Here is a 14,945-nt window from a genome sequence, read left to right on the forward strand (position 1 = left end):
ATTAAGAAAAAGCAATAATGAGCAATTTTTTCTATAGAGATAGCTTATCACTCCTATTGCCATCTTTAGCTCTGATCGGCAACTGATGATGATTCTCAGTGATTGTTGATCCGCTCTAAGCTAAACCAGTAGATATACTTAAGTAAATCTACTCAAAGTTGGTGAACCGGGAACGGGGAACAGTAAGGATTTGAGGCTAGTTAATCTTCCCCTTAAGAAAATAAGTTGTCATCTTCCCTTTGCCTTTAACCTGAATAGTGCCTCGTTCCTCAAACAGATAGTTATCCTGCAACTTTTTATACGTAAACTCAGTAACCTGAATTTTATCAGGAAGCCCTTGGGATTCCATGCGTGAGGCAATATTAACCGTATCTCCCCACAAATCATAACTAAACTTTTTAATACCAATGACTCCAGCAACAACGGGACCTGTGTTGATGCCAATCCGAATACTTAAGGTTTGATTATTCTGGTTATTAAATTTGGTAATTACCTGTTGCATATCGAGCGCCATATTCGCCGTAGCTTCAGCATGATCGGGGCGAGGAGTGGGGAGTCCCCCTACCACCATATAGGCATCCCCAATTGTTTTAATTTTCTCTAATCCATAATAATCACTCAATTCATCAAACGCCGAAAAAATTCGGTTAAGTAATTCAACAACTTGGGCAGGAGGGAAGCGAGCCGATAATTCGGTAAAGCCAACAATATCGGCAAACAAAACTGTGACTTCATCAAAATTATCTGCGATTGTACTTTCGAGTTGTTTCAACCGTTGAGCAATTACTTTGGGTAAAATATTTAGCAGTAGCCGTTCGGCTTGCTCTTGTTCATAGTGCAGTGCTTCTTGCCATGCTTTACGTACCGTAATATCTTCTACTGTTCCTTCATAGTAAATAAAATTACCGTGGTTATCGCGGACAGCTCTTGCCTTCTCCTCAATCCATATTTTTGTGCCATTTTTTCGGTAAATTTGCGATTCAAAATCTGAAACTGAGCCATATTTCTCCAGGATACGGACTAATTCATCATGACGGTTTGGCTGAACATAAAGCTGACGATTAAGATTAACTAAGTTGTCACAAACTTCCTCCGCTGAAGCATAACCATAAAGAGTCGCCAATGTAGTATTTGCCGTTAAAAAACGCCCACTCGGAGTAATTTTAAAAATCCCTTCTACTGAATTATCAAAACTACTCCGATATTTTTCCTCGCATTTTTGCAGATTTTGGGTTAACTGTTTGGTTTTTAGAATAAGCACAATGAATAAGGTTGCCGCTATCAAACCAGAAACGACATAAAATAAAATTCGATAAATTTTAGTTTTCCTGAGAAATACTTGATAAGACTGCTGATAAATGTCCAGGATCTGTTCACTTTGTTGCTCCGTGGGCAATTCCAGAATTTGCATCACCAGACTATCCACCTGAGATTCATGGGTCACAATAATTTCGGCATAGATTAGGGCGGCATCGAGTTCCGAAATACTCAGGGCAGAGGATGCTGTCAATACATCGGCACGTTGCCGAATTGCTGCCATTTGTCTCTGGATTTTGAGAATTAATTCATCACTGGGAGATAGGGTATAAATTAAAACATCGTTCAACAGAGTATTCAATTGATTGATTAACGCATCAGCGCCTGGTTCCGTTGCGACTTGACTCGATAATCCTTGAATCGTATTAGGCAGGGATTTTAAAGATTGATTGAGAATAGTTTCTTGTTTAATTACTTCTTCGATTAAAACCTGCTTGTCTTGAAAGAGTGAGCGATTCTGTTGTAAGGCTGACTTAATTTCGGGATAATACTCTCTATTAACAAAATCAGGTATATCTTCTAAGTTATGGTGTAAGTTGTCAATCTGGCTTAAATCATTAAGAATAGTTTCAGGATCATTAAACGAATCCTGTTGAGCCTGCAATATATCTGTATTTAAAGTTGCGTCAGTTTCCTGGAGTTGGTGTAAGTTTGACAGATACTGATGGTGTTGACTAAAATTGATAGTCTGAGCTTTAATGAATAATATAACCCATAAAAAAGTTCCGCCTGCAGCAATTCCTATATTTCGCATAGCGGAGAACTTCATAATCAGCTCAGGTTCAATCGATTTAACAGACCTTACACCCAAACAGGCGACTCGATCGGGATAGATATCCTATCCACTCTTTTCAGGGCGTGAAAGGGCTAACAAAGACATCGTTTGCAAAACTTTGCGAACATGATGATCCATCAGCCGGAAAACTGCTCCAGCTAGGATGTTGGCTCGGTTTAGGTTATGTCTTGTTGGATACCTTCAACCTAGAGTCGGCAAAACAGTTTAAATTCATCACCCCACCTGGGTGGATGTCTCGCTCTGCTCTCCAGGTGGGACATACAAGCGTCTGCCTGATTCTGCTCAAAGCCGATCGCACGTCTATACTGACAGCGACGGAGTAGCCAAAAAAACATGTCAGACCAGAATGGACTTCTCCGTCACCTTTGGGTGAAGACGTTTTACTCTCAGCCAGATAATATAGAAACACGCTGCACTGGGGTGTAAGTTCTACTTAAAATAACTTCCGGTTCCAATCCAGTCCGGAAGAGTTACCCCATACAACAGCGTTAAGTTTTATTGAGAAATTATTAATCGGTCGCGGATTTCTGGTTACCAGATGCCAAGGAATTCTCAGGTGATGCTGACCAAGGTTTCCTGAGACAAGAGGTGCGATCGCGCACCAACCTCAGATACTCTTTCTGATTTAACGATTCTGGGGGGTGAGGAGATTCTCTGGTCTGATTTTGGGGATCGGGAGCAGCATCTCGATCACCACCATCTCGATTTTCCCCATGACGAAGACGTTGGTGAATCGTCCTCAAGCGATTCTGATTATTGATCGGTTCTCGCGGTTTGGGTAAATCCGTATTGGGCCAATTGGATAAATCGCTACAGGCGCAAGACTCTGGCGGTAATCCCACGTTGAACATAGGAACAGGCATATCGCAGCGGGAACAGGATTCCACGTCCCACTTTGATGTCAACAACTCAGAAATCGTCTGGCTGGTTCCTGTGAGATAACAATCCCCGCTTTCGGGGGAAAGCAGATATTTCCAGAGTTCCTCAAACTCCTGACTATAGCGATCGCCTGCAATGATTCGCTGTGGTTGCAGCACCTTTTCACCATTACGGACGACAATTGTTTTGCCAACCTGAAACCAATAGGCTAGGTAGCGTTTGACTTGTTGTTCAGATGCCATAGAATATATAAGACCTCAGCAGCAAAAGCTGCTTTATTGTTACCGTCTGTATTTCTATGGTAGCGATTCCCGCGATAGCGGTGATCCCAGGGTGCTGAGATTAAGCACATGACCACCCGTAACTAAATACACGAGGTTGGCGATCATACCGAACTGACGCACGACTTGACCGAGGCGATCGCGAAAAGTTCTGCCTAGGGGATAAGCCGGAACTACACCCCAACCCGTTTCTTCAGCAACCAGAATGATGGTGGCTGAGCTTTGGTTGACAGTCTGCAAGAGGGTGTCTGTGGTATCCTGCCAAATCCCATCCTCTTGATCCAGGCAATTCGCTACCCAGGTTCCCAAGGAGTCAATTAACAGACAGTAATCCGGTTGATCCCACTCCAGAATCGTCTCGACTAAATCTATCGGCGTCCACACCAAAGTCCAGTCGGCGGGGCGTCTCTGTTGGTGCTTCTCAATCCGGGCAACCCACTCCAAATCGTTGGGATCAACCTGTGCCGTTGCCACATAAACAACCTGCTTATCTGTCTTATCGGCTAATTGTTCTGCCCATTCACTTTTTCCAGAACGGGCTGGACCCGTGACCAGGATAAGCTGACCCATGGATAGTATGGTTCTTGCGATCGCTTTCATCTGCCGTGATCAAGTTTAATCGACAATGATCAAAAATTAGCGATTTGCCGAATCTCTTCCCAGATTGGGTAAAAATTGAATAGGTAGGTGGACTGCATCTGCTGTAATCAGCGTGATTTTTGCCCAGTGGCATCAGAAACATGAAACCAGAACTGCAACGGATCGAAAGCACTCTATCTCAATTAGCCGAGGATGACTCAACCCCATCCACGGCTGTGGCGTCCCCAGTGGACTCAACTGGGGATCAGTCTAGCGACTCCGCCAAAGGGAAAGAACCTTCATTCTCGATTAGTGTGACGCCATTCCCGGCTCAAAAGCAGCAAGATAAAACCCCAACACTGCCGAAACTTAAATCGGCTAGCTTCAGTGAACATCGCCATAGTGCCAATCCCGCCTTGGCAATGAACCTGCTCAAAGAAATTGAAGAGATTGTCTCTGGTTGGCAGAAGCAACTGCATACCATAGTCCGCCAAATTCAAGATATTTATATGGATGGACCAATCGTTGAGGGGTGGTTAGAATCTCATGCCCGTCAACCGGAAGCGGATCACTCAGGAGTACGTCGTGCTGAGGTGGATCGACTCATGGACTATGTAACCCAACCGTGGCATCAATCCCAGGGCGATGAGAATGTTACCTGCGAATCCCCCCGTGCAGGGTATCGCCTTTGTGGATTAGATGCAGATGGTCAGTTTTGGGTGCGTACCTGTCCAGCGGATCAAGTGCCTAGTGTCAGTTTAGCGATCGCACGGTATCAGAAGCTACGACAACTACTGAGTCGCAAAGATGATCTGGAAACGCGCCTCAGCCAGCTTGCAGAAACCCTAGCGGTATTGCACGCTCATCTGGGTAATGACTGAACCTTCAGCTAAAAGTTGGCAGGTTAGTGAGTCAGGAAGTTATAACATTGGTGGAACGTAATGGCACTTCTGTCGCTGTTTCCTATCTCTTATCCCGTTCAAAGTCTTTAATTGAGAATGACACTGTAGCCTATTCCACCAGAATAAAGATGCTCAAAACGCTAAACTATGAATCTGAACATCTAGCCAAACGTTTGTTGAACCAGTAGAGATGGTATGGTCAAAGTGACAAAATTTCATAATCCTCTCCAGGAATCGAGGGAATGCTACGATTTGCGCTATTTATCACAGTTCCGCCTGCCCCAACTCGAATCCGTTTTGAATCGTATTCATTATCAGCGTTCAAACTACAAGTAAACCGTTCCCGTTTTCACCGATTAAATCTTTTTAAAGTATGACTAGTCTTGATTCTAAAGTTCCCGTTTCGGTTCTGATTCCGGCAAAAAACGAAGAAGCTAATCTTCCGGCTTGTCTGGCTAGTGTGGCTAGAGCCGATGAAGTATTTGTAGTGGATTCCCAAAGTAGCGATCGCTCTATCGAAATTGCCGAAAAAACGGGTGCGGAAGTCGTGCAATTTTATTTCAATGGGCATTGGCCCAAAAAGAAAAACTGGAGTTTGGAAAATCTGCCCTTTCGTAATGAATGGGTGCTGATTGTGGATTGCGATGAACGCATTCCCCCAGCGCTTTGGGATGAAATTGCTACGGCGATTAAAAATCCCAACTATGAAGGTTACTATATCAATCGCCGCGTTTATTTCTTAGGCAAGTGGATTCGCCACGGGGGAAAATATCCAGACTGGAATCTGCGCTTATTTAAACATCAAAAAGGTCGCTATGAAAATCTGGGAACTGAAGGAATCCCCAATACAGGAGATAATGAAGTTCACGAACACGTTATCCTGCAAGGTTTAGTCGGTTATCTCAAAGCAGATATGGATCATATCGACTTCCGAGATATCTACCATTGGCTGGAACGACACAATCGCTATTCTAACTGGGAAGCCCGGGTCTACCTTAATATGCTCACGGGTCATGATGAATCAGGTACGATTGGTGCTAATTTATTTGGAGATGCGGTACAGCGTAAGCGTTTTTTGAGAAAAATTTGGGTGTGGATGCCATTTAAACCCACCTTGCGGTTCATTATCTTTTACTTTATTCAATTCGGTTTTCTGGATGGTAAAGCAGGATATACTTACGGACGCTTGTTGAGTCAATACGAATATCAAATTGGTGTCAAACTCTACGAATTACGTAAATTTGGCGGTCATCTCAATCCAGAGGTAGAAACATCAACCGTATCATCTGCGAAATCTCCGGCTACTTCTGTGGTTTCTCCCAATTCCTAGTCGGCTGTTACATTGTTCAAATTACTGATTAATATTTGGTTAAAGGAAAGAGGAAAAAGGAAATTTCATTGATTTGGCAATGAAAAAAATAATAATTGATTAGCCAAGGCGCTAAAAAAACAGAATGGTATATATAGCAATCCTATGCCTTCTGCCCGGTTGGTGAGCCTGCCTGCTATAAAATGATTTCACCATTATTGATATTAAGGTTTAAATGCCGAAAAGCTTATCTATGAGCCGAGACTTAAACACCAACGTTCCAGATTTCACCGAACCTCCTGTTTTAGATGACACCCCATTAGTTGATTTGCGAAATTATGACCAGTCCAATTTTGACCGAGGGCGTCCAAGCTGGTTCATTTTACTCTGGTGGTTAGTGCAAGCTATTGCTTTTCCAATAAGTCCACATAATTTTAATGGCTTTCGCCGCTTTATCCTGCGGCTATTTGGTGCCAAAATTGGTCGAGGCGTACTCATCCGCCCAACCGCTCGCTTTACCTATCCTTGGAAGGTAGAAATTGGCGACTATAGCTGGATTGGGGATGATGTGGTTTTGTACAGCTTAGAGCAGATTCACATCGGATGCCATTGTGTGATTTCTCAAAAAAGCTATCTTTGCACCGGAAGTCATGATATCCAAGATGCGGCTTTTAGCCTGAAAACGGCAGAAATTAGCGTTGGGAACGGAGTTTGGATTGCTACCGATTGCTTTATTGCTCCCGGTGTACAAATTGGAGCGAATGCTGTTATTGGCACCCGCAGTAGTGTTTTTAGTAATATTCCCGCTCAACAGGTGTGTTGGGGAACACCCGCTCGCCCCCATTATCTACGGCAAATTCGGGAATTAAATTGATAAGTGGGTGGACACAATTAAAGTTAACGGTGGAGATTAGGGAACAGGGAACAGGGAACAGGGAACAGGGAACAGGGAACAGGGAACAGTAAGAGTTTGAGGGAGATTCACAAAACTTAATACAGTACCGTTTTCTTTTGTCCGACTACTTAGGCACAACAAAAGTTAATGGTATAGCTTGGCGGAACCATTGCAAGAAAGCCTATTTCCCATTCCCTCTCCCCACCACAAGATTTATTCAGCAGCCCCTAATTATTGGAGGAAACCATGCAAGTCCAACTCAGGCAAATAATTCTTCCCCCCGGTCAACAACTGCTGATGAACGATGTCAGTTGGCAAATGTATGAACAACTGTTAAAGGAGTTCGGTGAAAAACGGGGTTCGCGGATTAACTACAGTCAAGGACTCTTAGAAATCATGGTACCTTTACCCGAACATGAAGATGATAAAGTAATGATTGCCGACTTTGTAAAGGTACTCCTAGAAGAACTCGATATAGAATTTAGAAGTTTGGGTTCAACAACCTTTAAAAGTGAAACCATGCAACAAGGGATAGAAGCGGATGATTGCTTCTATATTGAAAACGAAGCAGCCGTTCGTGGGAAAAAACGCATCGATTTAAGCATAGATCCGCCGCCCGATTTAGCCCTGGAAATTGATCTGACCTCCCGCACTCGCTTGAATAACTACGAAGCATTAGGAGTAGGGGAACTGTGGCGGTTTAACGGCACGAAATTAGAAATCAACGTGCTGCAAGACGGTGAATACATCCAGGTGAGCGAAAGTCCTCATTTTCCCGGATTTGCTTTGGGTGAAGCACTCCCTGACTATTTAGAACGGAGTAAAATTGAGGGGCGAAATCAAACGATGAAACTTTTTCGGGCTTGGGTGAGACAGCGAAAAGAAAACTAAATTAAACAGAAAAATTAGATTATCTATCAGACCAACTCTCCTCAATCCTATTCAAAACACTATCCACATCTTCTCCACCCACATAATCTACAATACCTGTCCAAAACGTACCTGTTCCCACGGCTCCTGGCATCATATCTGAACCATCAAAGCGCACCAATTTTGCATTAGATAAAATTTCAACTTGTCGTTTCGTTACCTCATCCGGATACGCCTCTAAACTCACCTGTTGATGCGGAGAGAGATAACCGCCAATACCTGCCAAGATTTCATGAGGCTTTGATGTGGCTAAATACTCCATCAACTTTCGCGCTTCTGGAGTATCATTAAACATGGCAACGATTTCTCCTGAGACCAATACAGGAGTATCAATGTCTTGATTAATCGTAGGGAATGGAAAAACATCAACATCTTTACCCATCACCACATCATCGGGGAAAAACGATGTAATAAAGCTCCCCTGATGATGCATATAGCAACTGGGTGATTGTTCAAAAAGACCCTTCGGTGAGTCTCCAAATGGGGTACTTAGTACACCCGTTGTACCCCCAAGGACATATTTAGGGTTAAGGGCAATTGTGCCAAATTTTTCAAAAGCTGCCTCAACAGTAGGATGATTGAAGGGGATTTCATGAGTAATCCACTGATCATAAACCTCTGCCCCAGCCTGATGCAACATGATATCTTCTACCCAGTCTGTCCCCACCCAACCTGTAGCACTACCATTTTCCATACCGATACACCAAGGAACACCGCCATCCGCTACAATTTTGTCTGACAATGTGATCATTTCATCCCATGTTGTCGGAACTTCATAGCCCTTGGCTTTAAAGGCGGTTGGGTTATACCAAACTAAGCTTTTGACAAATGCCCGATACCAGATACCATAGATTTGGTCATCAACGCTAGCTAGATTCAACCAATCCTGAGCATAAGCATCAGATAGCTGCGTCATATCCATAAAGGAATCAATCGCCACCAGCTTTCCTTCGCGGGCAAAGTCAGCCATCAAACCCGGTTGGGGAAACATGGCAATATCCGGCGCATTACCTGAATCAACCCGCACGGGTAATAGAGTGGCGAACTCACTCGTGCCTTCGTAAACTACCTTAATTCCTGTTTCTTCAATAAATGGTGCTAGGGCTTTTTTAAGTTCCTCCTCACCCTTGCCTGTAACGACTCCCATAATGGTCACAGTATTGCTTTGAGCAGACTGATTTTGAGCCGGACTACAAGCGGCTAAAAGTATTGGTAAGCTCAATAGTAAAGTCAGTGTTTGACCAACTTTTGCTCTCAACATTTCTATTTTCTACCAAAGGGGAATAAAGTTAATCTAATGATGCACCCCACTGGTTTACTTTTAACAATTAGTATTCGTATTGATGCTGAAAAAATCAACATCAAGTTCTGGTGTCATAGCTTTTCCAAGATAACCTTGATTTTGGCGATCGGCAATAGCTGATGACTTATAAATTTTAAATAATGAATTATGAATTTCCTATTCTCTATTCTCTGTTCTCTGTTCTCTGTTCTCTGTTCCCTGCTACGGAGATAAACGTTGTATCATCCAGCTACCCTCTGCTGTACGTTGATAGAGCAGCCGATCATGTAACCGACTTGGACGCCCCTGCCAAAACTCAATGGCGACAGGAATTAATCGGAATCCTCCCCAGTGAGGTGGACGTGGTATGGTTTTATGCTCATACTCTTTTTTAAGCTGTTGTAATCGTTGCTCCAGTACCTCTCGGCTGTCAATCACCTGACTTTGCTCAGATGCCCAAGCCCCCAGTTGAGACTCCTGGGGACGGCTATGAAAATAAGCATCTGACTCCTCAGCCGACACCTGTTCAATCTGTCCCTCAATCCGCACTTGTCGTTCTAGCTGAGTCCACCAAAACGCGATCGCGCCCCAAGGATTTGCCAATAACTGCTGTCCCTTGTGACTTTTGTAGTTGGTATAGAAGACAAACCCCCGCTCATCGTATCCTTTAAGCAGTACCATTCGCGCCGACGGTTTCCCATCGGGTGTTGCCGTCGCCAGAGTCATCGCATTGGGTTCTGGCAACTTCGCGGCTACCGCTTGGTCAAACCATACGGTAAATTGCTCGAATGGATTGGGATGAGCATCTTTTTTATTTAACTGCTGTAGGCTATACTCTCGGCGCAAATCGGCGATGCTTTTACTCATCGTATACCTCGTGAGACTCCGGCTAAGAGCGAAGCAAGCCGGAGAGGGATAGAGGTCAAATCTTGCCACATCGAGTAGCAAGATTTGACAATCCAGTTGAAGGCACGACAATTAACCCCGTGCTTCGCTGCAACAACTGGACTTTTTTGGCGCTAAACTGCCCTAGTCGCTTCCAGTTTTTATCGGAAACAGAAACTTGTTTCTCTGTGTCTCCAGAACACCAGCCTATGTAAACCTTTCCTGCTTTTTGGGCTACAACCTTGTCTCCCTTTCTGAAGCCATGGCGGGTAACTGTACCACCATATTTGCGTCGTACATCACCTTTAGATGGGACACACAGATGTAATTGTCTACGGCTAATTGGTGGTCTACGGACTATTGCAAAGGGTGCAGGTGTAATCTGAACATCACCATACCAGTTGCCATATTTAGCCTGATTAGAGTGCCATTCTCGCCATTGGGTGAACTCAAACGCCGCCAAGGTTACACCGTCAACAGCGTGTGTGCCTGGTGTCTGATTGGCTTTGTCTTTTTTGTCCTTGGGCAGTTCTAACCATTTTCTGAGCTGGCTAGTTCCGTTACCGTCCCTCTGCCATCCCTTGTGAATTGTAACAGGGGCTAGTTCAGACAACCAAGTCAGCATTTGTCGCTGACCCACCATGACCGGAGAGAACCCAACCCCAGACTTTGCCGACTTACGCCCACTGGTTCTGTCAACGTCAGCCATGACTAACTCGTAGTGAATGGCACTAACCGGAAACAGTTTAAACAACTCTTTGACTACCCGTAACTCTAGCTGCTTATTAGCTCGAATCGAAGGCGGCAATTTACCCTGTCTTCGGTTTTCAAATCTGGCTTGACGGTGGCATCTTTCCGAGTAGGGTAACTTCCGGTTAATTCGTCTACCTCTCCTTGCTCGACGCATGACCCGCCGTAATTTCATCCGTTCCTTAACTGTCTTAAACGGTAGAACTAAATGGGTCCACCAGAGGGTAGCAAGGCTCGATTGAACCCCAATCCCCGAATAACATTTGCCGGGGTCTATACCCAAAGCTATGGGTTGAGTATTCTCTCCTGTTTCAAAGGTCAACTGGATGGCAAAGCATTCTAAGTCGTTGTGTACAATTTTGGCTTTACCTTCTTTGAGCCAACGTCTAGCGCGGCTAGGTTGGGTTGGCATTAAAGGTTTGCCTGACTTCGATAAAACTGGTACTCGTAACATAGCGATAAGCCTCCGAGTAAAGTATTTAGTCCCTTCCCGCTATCTCGGTTAAGATGTCTTGACTTAACAACAACCCGACAAAGGGTTTTAGAGGTGTCTGGACTAGGGAAACATCCAGAGGTCTGTACCAAACCGAGACTCTATGCGGTATTCAACGTTTAATTGCCGTTTGTCCGGCAATCCCTAACAGAGGAGCGATAGCTAGGTTAGGGTTGTTGAATTTCTCAATTTTTGCTCCAGACAAAAGGTATTAGCATCTCTTGCTAAAATTATCAAGACACTGTACAATTAAAGGCTAGCCGAATGCGACAACTCAATTTTCTGCTCATCTTTGCTGTATGTTTAGCGTTAGTTCTATTTAGCTTGCAAAACACTCAACCCGCGTCGATTCAAATCATTGAAGGGGTTGAGGTTGAAGCCCCTCTAGCGCTAGAGCTAATTATCGCCATGGGACTAGGTTCTGTATTAGCATGGCTTTTTAGTGTTTGGGCGCAGCTACAGCGACAGCTAGAGTCCTGGAAAGCCGCTCGTCAGATCCGAGCGAAAGAGGAACGTATTGAAGAATTAGAGCAAGACATGGAACGGTATAAGGCAGAAGTCGAAGAACACCAATTACCTGCACTATCGGCATCTGAAACGGTAACAGAGGGTACCATCGTTGAGCAAGGGTGAATAGATTTTGGGGCAATGTGAGAGTGTTGAGTTTTGAGTGGTGAGTTAACTCCCTCATCTCCCCTATCTTCCTCATCTTCCCTATCTTTCCCATCTTCCTTGTGTCTATCTGAAGATTGCTGATGAGACAAACACCTGCTACCGAAGCGATCGCGCTATTAATTGACCTAGCCCAACGCGGAGAAATCGATCCCTGGGATGTTCAGGTGATTGAAGTGATTGATCGCTATCTCAGTAGTCTCCCCTGGGGGAACGATGCTCAACTCAATCCCCATGACACCGATTTGTCCCAATCCGGACAAGCTTTTTTATGGGCGTCAATGCTTGTCTTACTCAAAGCCGACACGCTACAACGTTTAGAGGAACCCGAAGAAGCGGAATTCAGCGATACCGAAGCGGAAATCGAACCCACGAGTGAACCGCGCTTACCCTTATATTTGGAACGCCATATCCGTCGTCGCACGGCTGCACCCCCGCCCAAAAAACGCCCCGTCACCCTAAACGAGTTGATCGAGCAATTACAGCAAATGGGAGATCAACTCGAAGCCACCCCCACACCCATCCGCTCAACCCGCCGACAATCTCTATCACGAGGACAAGCAGCACAAGCTATCACCCAGCTAGCTCACGATGAAAATCTAACCGACATTGCTAAACGCCTAGAACAGTTTATTTCCAGTCATTGGCATGAAATAGCAGCAGGAAAAGATTGGCTGAATCTAGAGCAATTGCTAGAGTGGTGGACGGTATCACCAACAGTATCGACGAATGACAATCGCCCAAGGGCTGTTGATACCACTAAACCCCTAGTCAGCGATCGAGTCGGTGTGTTTTGGGCGCTGCTCCTGTTATCGGCTCAGTCTAAGGTGGAATTATCCCAAGAGGAATTCTACCAAGACTTAAAAATCCGGACGCTGGGGTAAATCAATCAGGGGTGTTATCTGGGATTCCGATTGGCAGCTTAATCGGCTGTTCAACACTTGACAGAATGCACCAATACAAGTCGAACGAACCGCATCTTGCCGTTTTGCCTCTTGGCTTCAGGCAAGAGCATTCAGATACTTATGTATAGGGTATGTAGCCTCCTACATACTTACCCAGGTCAGTGGTGCATAGTGATTGATTAGGTATCGGTAGTCACTCAAACTTTTGTGAACCTACCCCTTTGTCACCTGATCTCTGTCATTTTTCCCGGTATATAGGATGAGTCTTGACAACGGTTCAACGTCCTTAAGGGCAACCACTGAGCATCAGACTCTATTGACCAACTTGAACATTTGTGGCATAGCTTGAGGAAGATAATTTTATGAAAGCCATGATTCTGGCAGCCGGTAAGGGGACTCGGGTTCGCCCCATTACCTACACCATTCCCAAACCATTGATTCCCATCCTGCAAAAACCTGTGATGGAGTTTTTATTAGAACTTCTAAGGCAGCATGGTTTTGAGCAAGTTGTGGTTAACGTCTCTCACTTAGCTCATGAAATTGAAGGCTACTTCCGGGACGGTCAACGATTTGGTGTCGAAATTACCTATTCATTTGAAGGTCGAATTATCGATGGTCAACTGGTGGGAGAAGCCTTGGGTTCTGCCGGTGGCATGCGTAAGATCCAAGACTTTTATCCCTTTTTTGACGACACCTTTGTTGTCCTTTGCGGGGATGCTCTGATTGATCTCGATCTGTCTGCTGCTGTCAAGTGGCATAAAGAAAAAGGTTCTGTGGCTACGATTGTGACCAAACCCGTGCCGCGAGAGCGAGTCTCTAGCTATGGTGTGGTGGTGACTGACGAAAGCGGTCGGATTAAAACTTTCCAGGAAAAACCCTCGGTAGAAGAAGCTCTCAGCACCAATATCAATACGGGCATTTATATTTTTGAACCCGAAGTCTTAGATTATATTCCATCTGGTCAGGAATATGACATCGGTGGCGATTTATTTCCTAAATTAGTGGAAATGGATGCGCCCTTTTATGCCGTATCAATGGATTTCCAGTGGGTGGACATTGGCAAAGTTCCCGACTATTGGCATGCGGTTCGGGGTGTTTTGACGGGAGACATCAAAAATGTCTCGATTCCCGGTAAACAAGTTGCTCCCGGGGTTTACACCGGATTAAATGTGGCGGTCAATTGGGATAAAGTGGATGTCAAAGGACCGGTTTACATTGGCGGCATGACCCATATTGAAGATGGAGCGAAAATTATTGGTCCATCGATGATTGGTCCGAATTGCTGGATCTGTAAAGGCGCAACGGTTGATAACAGCGTTATTTTTGAATATTCCCGCTTGGGTGCAGGCGTTCGCTTAGTCGATAAGCTGGTCTTTGGACGTTACTGCGTTGATAAGACGGGTGCAACAATTGACGTGCAAGCGGCTGCCCTCGATTGGCTGATTACGGATACCCGCCAGACACCTCCATCCCAAGATCCTGAAGAAAAGCAAGCGATTGATGAAATTCTTCTGGGTCAAAATGGTTAGTCCATAACCTCTGAGTTGCTCACCCAACCATCCCTGTTGCTGGTTGGGTGGGCAATTCCACCGTATTTAGGGTCGGCTGAATAAGTATTGTGGTGGGGTTAGGGAGCAGGGGAAGCAGGGGAAGCTGGGGAAGCAGGGGAAGCTGGGGGCAACTTCTCGGTGACATCCTCCTACACTGACCTTACGGGTACAGTGTAGGCTTCCTTTGTCGTAGTCTTACGACTACGCTTCCGGCGTTTTATAGTGGGGAACATGCCCAGCCCCACTCTCTTGACATTAATCGCTGCGTTCCAATCTCTATCCAAAATTAACCCACACAAACACTCGTGTATTCGGACAGATAAATCCTTTTCATCAAAGCGATTACAGCAAGAGCATATCTGGCTCGTATCATGGGGTTTAAACTGAAGTTCCCCCCATCCCGATTGAGGATAGAAGCCTAAACCGTGACTATGTAAGCGTTTGAGCCAATTATTCTTCTCAATTCGTACCCATGTATATTTAAGATTTTCTTAATACTCTTGGGGAAAAATCTGTGAGA

16 protein-coding genes are annotated in these 14,945 nt (G+C 44.9%); 9 read left to right on the forward strand and 7 right to left on the reverse strand.

Annotated elements, in window-relative coordinates; genetic code table 11:
- Positions 1 to 196 precede the first annotated feature (196 nt).
- Positions 197 to 2,071, reverse strand: coding sequence for an adenylate/guanylate cyclase domain-containing protein (locus RIG66_RS21035; protein ID WP_446380685.1), 1,875 nt, complete (start codon positions 2,069 to 2,071; stop codon positions 197 to 199).
- 104 nt (positions 2,072 to 2,175) lie between these two features.
- Between RIG66_RS21035 and RIG66_RS21040 the strand changes: the two genes are divergently transcribed.
- On the forward strand, positions 2,176 to 2,436 hold the full coding sequence (locus RIG66_RS21040) for a hypothetical protein (protein ID WP_446380686.1): 261 nt from the start codon (positions 2,176 to 2,178) through the stop codon (positions 2,434 to 2,436).
- Positions 2,437 to 2,622: 186 nt separating this feature from the next.
- Here RIG66_RS21040 and RIG66_RS21045 read toward each other — a convergent pair whose 3' ends face one another.
- Together RIG66_RS21045 and cobU are read right to left on the reverse strand one after the other, a co-directional pair.
- Entirely contained in the window at positions 2,623 to 3,234 is a 612-nt protein-coding gene (locus RIG66_RS21045) for a hypothetical protein (RefSeq protein WP_446380687.1), read from the reverse strand.
- Positions 3,235 to 3,288: 54 nt separating this feature from the next.
- Entirely contained in the window at positions 3,289 to 3,873 is a 585-nt protein-coding gene (gene cobU, locus RIG66_RS21050) for a bifunctional adenosylcobinamide kinase/adenosylcobinamide-phosphate guanylyltransferase (RefSeq protein WP_446380688.1), read from the reverse strand.
- Between the two features lie 140 nt (positions 3,874 to 4,013).
- Between cobU and RIG66_RS21055 the strand changes: the two genes are divergently transcribed.
- The 5 genes from RIG66_RS21055 (at position 4,014) to RIG66_RS21075 (ending at position 7,849) form a co-directional block, all read left to right on the forward strand.
- Positions 4,014 to 4,733, forward strand: coding sequence for a hypothetical protein (locus RIG66_RS21055; protein WP_446380689.1), 720 nt, complete (start codon positions 4,014 to 4,016; stop codon positions 4,731 to 4,733).
- A gap of 26 nt (positions 4,734 to 4,759) precedes the next feature.
- A complete protein-coding gene (locus tag RIG66_RS21060; RefSeq protein WP_446380690.1) occupies positions 4,760 to 4,942 on the forward strand; it encodes a hypothetical protein in 183 nt (60 codons plus the stop codon).
- A 185-nt stretch (positions 4,943 to 5,127) separates the two neighbouring features.
- Complete coding sequence (locus tag RIG66_RS21065) at positions 5,128 to 6,084, forward strand: glycosyltransferase family 2 protein (protein WP_446380691.1); 957 nt, start codon at positions 5,128 to 5,130, stop codon at positions 6,082 to 6,084.
- A 232-nt stretch (positions 6,085 to 6,316) separates the two neighbouring features.
- Positions 6,317 to 6,937 (forward strand): hormogonium polysaccharide biosynthesis acetyltransferase HpsU, encoded by a 621-nt coding sequence (gene hpsU, locus RIG66_RS21070; RefSeq protein ID WP_446380692.1) that lies wholly within the window; start codon positions 6,317 to 6,319, stop codon positions 6,935 to 6,937.
- A gap of 267 nt (positions 6,938 to 7,204) precedes the next feature.
- Positions 7,205 to 7,849 carry a Uma2 family endonuclease gene (locus tag RIG66_RS21075; RefSeq protein ID WP_446380693.1) on the forward strand — a complete coding sequence of 215 codons (645 nt, stop codon included), beginning with the start codon at positions 7,205 to 7,207 and terminating at the stop codon, positions 7,847 to 7,849.
- A 19-nt stretch (positions 7,850 to 7,868) separates the two neighbouring features.
- On the opposite strand, the gene RIG66_RS21080 is transcribed toward RIG66_RS21075, so the two are convergent.
- The 3 genes from RIG66_RS21080 to RIG66_RS21090 all read right to left on the reverse strand — a co-directional run bounded on the left by RIG66_RS21080 (position 7,869) and on the right by RIG66_RS21090 (position 11,259).
- A complete protein-coding gene (locus tag RIG66_RS21080; RefSeq protein WP_446380694.1) occupies positions 7,869 to 9,149 on the reverse strand; it encodes an ABC transporter substrate-binding protein in 1,281 nt (426 codons plus the stop codon).
- A gap of 243 nt (positions 9,150 to 9,392) precedes the next feature.
- On the reverse strand, positions 9,393 to 10,037 hold the full coding sequence (gene pdxH / locus RIG66_RS21085) for a pyridoxamine 5'-phosphate oxidase (RefSeq protein ID WP_446380695.1): 645 nt from the start codon (positions 10,035 to 10,037) through the stop codon (positions 9,393 to 9,395).
- 55 nt (positions 10,038 to 10,092) lie between these two features.
- Positions 10,093 to 11,259, reverse strand: coding sequence for an RRXRR domain-containing protein (locus RIG66_RS21090; protein ID WP_446380696.1), 1,167 nt, complete (start codon positions 11,257 to 11,259; stop codon positions 10,093 to 10,095).
- A 303-nt stretch (positions 11,260 to 11,562) separates the two neighbouring features.
- On the opposite strand from RIG66_RS21090, the gene RIG66_RS21095 reads away from it, so the two are divergent.
- The 3 genes from RIG66_RS21095 to RIG66_RS21105 all read left to right on the forward strand — a co-directional run bounded on the left by RIG66_RS21095 (position 11,563) and on the right by RIG66_RS21105 (position 14,404).
- Positions 11,563 to 11,931 carry a lipopolysaccharide assembly protein LapA domain-containing protein gene (locus RIG66_RS21095; protein ID WP_446380697.1) on the forward strand — a complete coding sequence of 123 codons (369 nt, stop codon included), beginning with the start codon at positions 11,563 to 11,565 and terminating at the stop codon, positions 11,929 to 11,931.
- Positions 11,932 to 12,053: 122 nt separating this feature from the next.
- On the forward strand, positions 12,054 to 12,854 hold the full coding sequence (locus tag RIG66_RS21100) for a segregation/condensation protein A (protein WP_446380698.1): 801 nt from the start codon (positions 12,054 to 12,056) through the stop codon (positions 12,852 to 12,854).
- 383 nt (positions 12,855 to 13,237) lie between these two features.
- Positions 13,238 to 14,404 (forward strand): sugar phosphate nucleotidyltransferase, encoded by a 1,167-nt coding sequence (locus tag RIG66_RS21105; RefSeq protein ID WP_006101514.1) that lies wholly within the window; start codon positions 13,238 to 13,240, stop codon positions 14,402 to 14,404.
- A 170-nt stretch (positions 14,405 to 14,574) separates the two neighbouring features.
- On the opposite strand, the gene RIG66_RS21110 is transcribed toward RIG66_RS21105, so the two are convergent.
- Positions 14,575 to 14,889, reverse strand: coding sequence for a zinc ribbon domain-containing protein (locus tag RIG66_RS21110; RefSeq protein WP_446380699.1), 315 nt, complete (start codon positions 14,887 to 14,889; stop codon positions 14,575 to 14,577).
- Positions 14,890 to 14,945 lie beyond the last annotated feature (56 nt).

The organism is Coleofasciculus sp. E2-BRE-01 (genome assembly GCF_040221695.1).
Taxonomy (GTDB): Bacteria; Cyanobacteriota; Cyanobacteriia; order Cyanobacteriales; family Coleofasciculaceae; genus Coleofasciculus.

Coding starts and splice junctions, on each gene's coding strand:
- RIG66_RS21035 (WP_446380685.1), bottom strand. CDS start 2,071: ATGCGAAATATAGGAATTGCTGCAGGCGGAACTTTTTTATGGGTTATA.
- RIG66_RS21045 (WP_446380687.1), bottom strand. CDS start 3,234: ATGGCATCTGAACAACAAGTCAAACGCTACCTAGCCTATTGGTTTCAG.
- cobU (WP_446380688.1), bottom strand. CDS start 3,873: ATGAAAGCGATCGCAAGAACCATACTATCCATGGGTCAGCTTATCCTG.
- RIG66_RS21055 (WP_446380689.1), top strand. CDS start 4,014: ATGAAACCAGAACTGCAACGGATCGAAAGCACTCTATCTCAATTAGCC.
- RIG66_RS21065 (WP_446380691.1), top strand. CDS start 5,128: ATGACTAGTCTTGATTCTAAAGTTCCCGTTTCGGTTCTGATTCCGGCA.
- hpsU (WP_446380692.1), top strand. CDS start 6,317: ATGAGCCGAGACTTAAACACCAACGTTCCAGATTTCACCGAACCTCCT.
- RIG66_RS21075 (WP_446380693.1), top strand. CDS start 7,205: ATGCAAGTCCAACTCAGGCAAATAATTCTTCCCCCCGGTCAACAACTG.
- RIG66_RS21080 (WP_446380694.1), bottom strand. CDS start 9,149: ATGTTGAGAGCAAAAGTTGGTCAAACACTGACTTTACTATTGAGCTTA.
- pdxH (WP_446380695.1), bottom strand. CDS start 10,037: ATGAGTAAAAGCATCGCCGATTTGCGCCGAGAGTATAGCCTACAGCAG.
- RIG66_RS21090 (WP_446380696.1), bottom strand. CDS start 11,259: ATGTTACGAGTACCAGTTTTATCGAAGTCAGGCAAACCTTTAATGCCA.
- RIG66_RS21095 (WP_446380697.1), top strand. CDS start 11,563: ATGCGACAACTCAATTTTCTGCTCATCTTTGCTGTATGTTTAGCGTTA.
- RIG66_RS21100 (WP_446380698.1), top strand. CDS start 12,054: ATGAGACAAACACCTGCTACCGAAGCGATCGCGCTATTAATTGACCTA.
- RIG66_RS21105 (WP_006101514.1), top strand. CDS start 13,238: ATGAAAGCCATGATTCTGGCAGCCGGTAAGGGGACTCGGGTTCGCCCC.